The organism is Anaerolineae bacterium (assembly GCA_014360855.1).
Taxonomy (GTDB): Bacteria; Chloroflexota; Anaerolineae; order JACIWP01; family JACIWP01; genus JACIWP01.
This window is the reverse complement of record JACIWP010000340.1, coordinates 1-2,875: the sequence shown is the minus strand read 5'-3', so window position 1 is coordinate 2,875 and position 2,875 is coordinate 1. Positions and strand designations below refer to the sequence as shown.

General features: G+C 66.2%; 3 protein-coding genes. All 3 read left to right on the top strand.

What is annotated here, in order from left to right:
- The coding region (gene recO / locus H5T60_13695; GenBank protein ID MBC7243485.1) for a DNA repair protein RecO at positions 1-583 on the top strand (583 nt) is incomplete at its 5' end.
- Between the two features lie 13 nt (positions 584-596).
- Positions 597-980 (top strand): hypothetical protein, encoded by a 384-nt coding sequence (locus tag H5T60_13690; protein ID MBC7243484.1) that lies wholly within the window; start codon positions 597-599, stop codon positions 978-980.
- Positions 977-2,875, top strand: a 1,899-nt coding sequence (locus H5T60_13685) for a glycine--tRNA ligase subunit alpha (protein ID MBC7243483.1), incomplete at its 3' end; no start/stop codon positions are given. The genes H5T60_13690 and H5T60_13685, both read left to right, overlap by 4 nt.

Here is a 2,875-nt window from a genome sequence, read left to right as displayed (position 1 = left end):
TTTCCTCCCCCTGCGGGAGGACCTCGGGCGCACCGGCTATGCCTATTACGCGGCGGAACTGCTGGACCTGCTGACCCAGGAGCAGGACCCGAACCCGGAGCTGTTCGATCTGTTCCTGGAGACGCTGGATCGTCTGGGGCGGGCGGAGGAGCCGCGCCTGCCGATGCGCTACTTCGAACTGCACGCCATGGGGTTGGCCGGCTTTCAGCCGGAGCTGTTCGTGTGCCTGAGCTGTCAACAGCCCATCCGGCCGACGCAGAATTACTTCCATGTCGGGCGGGGCGGCGTGCTGTGCGATGCGTGCGGGCCGGCGGCCAACGGCGCCCGCCTCATCAGCCTGCCGGCGCTGAAGGTCCTGCGCTATATGCAGACCCGTCCCTATGCCGAGCTGGAGTTCCTGCGCCTGCGGCCGGCGGTGCACGCCGAGCTGGAAGAGGTGCTCTTCCAATACCTCACTTATATGCTGGAGCGCGCGCCCAAGTCGGTGCAGTTCCTGCGCCTGGTGCGCGAGCGGGTCAATCATGGGATGGCGCCGGCTGGGACGGCCGGCGAGACGCGTGGGGAAACAACCCCCACAGAATGAGCGGGGAAAGAGCATGCATATCGCGGAGTATCAGCGGTGGCTGAAAGAATATGACGTGGCGCGCGATTTTCATCTGGCGTCGCCGGCGCACACCTTCATCCATTTCCTCGAGGAGATGGGGGAGGTGGCGCGCCTGGTGCTGTACGCCGAGGGATACCGCGATCCGGCCGGCCTGGCCGATTGGCGCGCCCGGCTGGCGGAGGAGCTGGCGGATGCGGCGACCTTTCTGTTCAAGCTGGCGTACCAGTATGATATCGACCTGGAGTCTGCCCTGCTGGCCAATATGACGAAGGCGGAAGGGCGTTTCGACGTCGAAAGCGGACGCGCCGACACACAGCGGTACCTGGCCTCCCAGGTGGAAAATCTGCGCAAGAGGAAGGGGACAGACACAACATGAAACGGTCGCTCACGTTCCAAGAGATCATCATGGCCCTGGAGCGCTTCTGGGGGGAGAGAGGTTGTCTCGTCTGGCAGCCGCATAACATCCCCGTGGGCGCCGGCACCATGAACCCGGCCACCTTCCTGCAGGTGCTGGGGCCGGAGCCCTGGAATGTGGCCTACGTCGAGCCATCCATCCGGCCGGCGGACAGCCGCTATGGCCAAAACCCCAACCGCATGCAGCGCTTCTACCAGTATCAGGTCATCCTGAAGCCGGAGCCCCCCAACCCGCAGGAACTGTACCTGCAAAGCCTGGAAGCGCTGGGCATAGACTGTTCCAAACACGATGTGCGCTTCGTAGAGGACAACTGGGAATCGCCGGCGCTGGGCGCCTGGGGCCTGGGGTGGGAAGTGTGGCTGGACGGACAGGAGATCACCCAATACACCTATTTCCAGCAGGCCGGCGGCTTCACCACCGACCCCGTCTCCGTGGAAATCACCTACGGCCTGGAGCGCATCGCCATGCCCTTACAGGGGGTGCGGAGCTTCACCGATATCGAATGGGCGCCCGGCATCACTTACGGCGACGTGCTCTTCCAGGCGGAGGTGGAGTTCAGCCGCTATAACCTGGACCACGCCGATGTGGCCCAGATGAAGGAGCTGTTCACCGTCTACGAGCGGCAGGTGAACCAACTGCTGGACGCCGGCCTGGTACTGCCGGCCTACGATTTCGTGCTCCTTTGCTCCCATACCTTCAACGTGCTGGACGCCCGCGGCGCGGTGGGCGTGACGGAGCGCGCCCATTTCTTTAACCGCATGCGCCGGCTGGCCCGCAGTGTGGCCCAGGCCTGGGTGCGCCAGCGGGAGGAGTTGGGCTTTCCGCGCCTTCAGCGGCAGTGGGTGCTGGAGGGGGTGCGCTATCCGGAACCGCCGGCGGAGCTGACGCCGCCGGCGCCCGCGGAGCCACAGCCTTTGCTCCTGGAGATCGGTGTGGAGGAACTGCCGGCCTCGGACCTGCGCGCCGCGCTGGCGCAGTTGGAGCAGAGCGTGCCGGCCATGCTCTCGGATGCTCGCCTGTCGCACGGCGCCATCCGCATCACCGGTACGCCGCGCCGCCTGGTCGTATATGTGGAGGATGTGGCCCCGCGCCAGCCCGATGAAGAGGAAGAGGTCAAGGGGCCGCCGGCGCAGGTGGCCTTTGACGCCGAGGGCCGGCCGACGCCGGCCGCCGTAGGCTTTGCCCGGGGGCAGGGGGTGCCGGTCGAGTCGCTGGAAGTGCGCCAGGAAGGGAAGAAGAGCTACGTGGTGGCGCGCGTGCGGCGCGCCGGCCAGCCGGCCGGCGTCATCCTGGCCGAGGCACTGCCCAAGCTGGTGGCCGGCTTGAGTTTTGATATGAGCATGCGCTGGAACCAGAGCGGTGTGAGCTTCTCCCGGCCCATCCGCTGGTATGTGGCACTTTTGGGTGCGGATATCATCCCGTTCGAATACGCCGGCGTGCGGGCCGGCCGGCACACGCGCGGCCTGCGGGCCTTGGGCGCGCCGGCGCTGGAAGTCCCATCCGCCTCCGCATACTTCTCCCTGATGGAATCCAAATCCATCATGGTGGAGCGGGAGCGGCGGCGCCAGGAGATCCTTGCGCAGGCATCTCGCCTTGCGGCGGAGGTCGGCGGCCGCGTGCCGGATGACCCCGCCCTGCTGGATGAGGTGACGGATCTGAACGAGTGTCCGCACGCCATTCGCGGCGATTTTGATCCAGCGTTCCTGGAACTGCCGGCCGAGGTGCTCATCGCCGTGATGAAGAAGCATCAGCGCTACTTCCCGGTGGTGGATGCCCAGACGGGCAATATGCTCCCGCACTTCATCGTGATCGCCAATGGTCACACGCTGGACGAGGCGCTGGTGCGCGCCGGCAAC

Coding starts and splice junctions, on each gene's coding strand:
- H5T60_13690 (MBC7243484.1), top strand. CDS start 597: ATGCATATCGCGGAGTATCAGCGGTGGCTGAAAGAATATGACGTGGCG.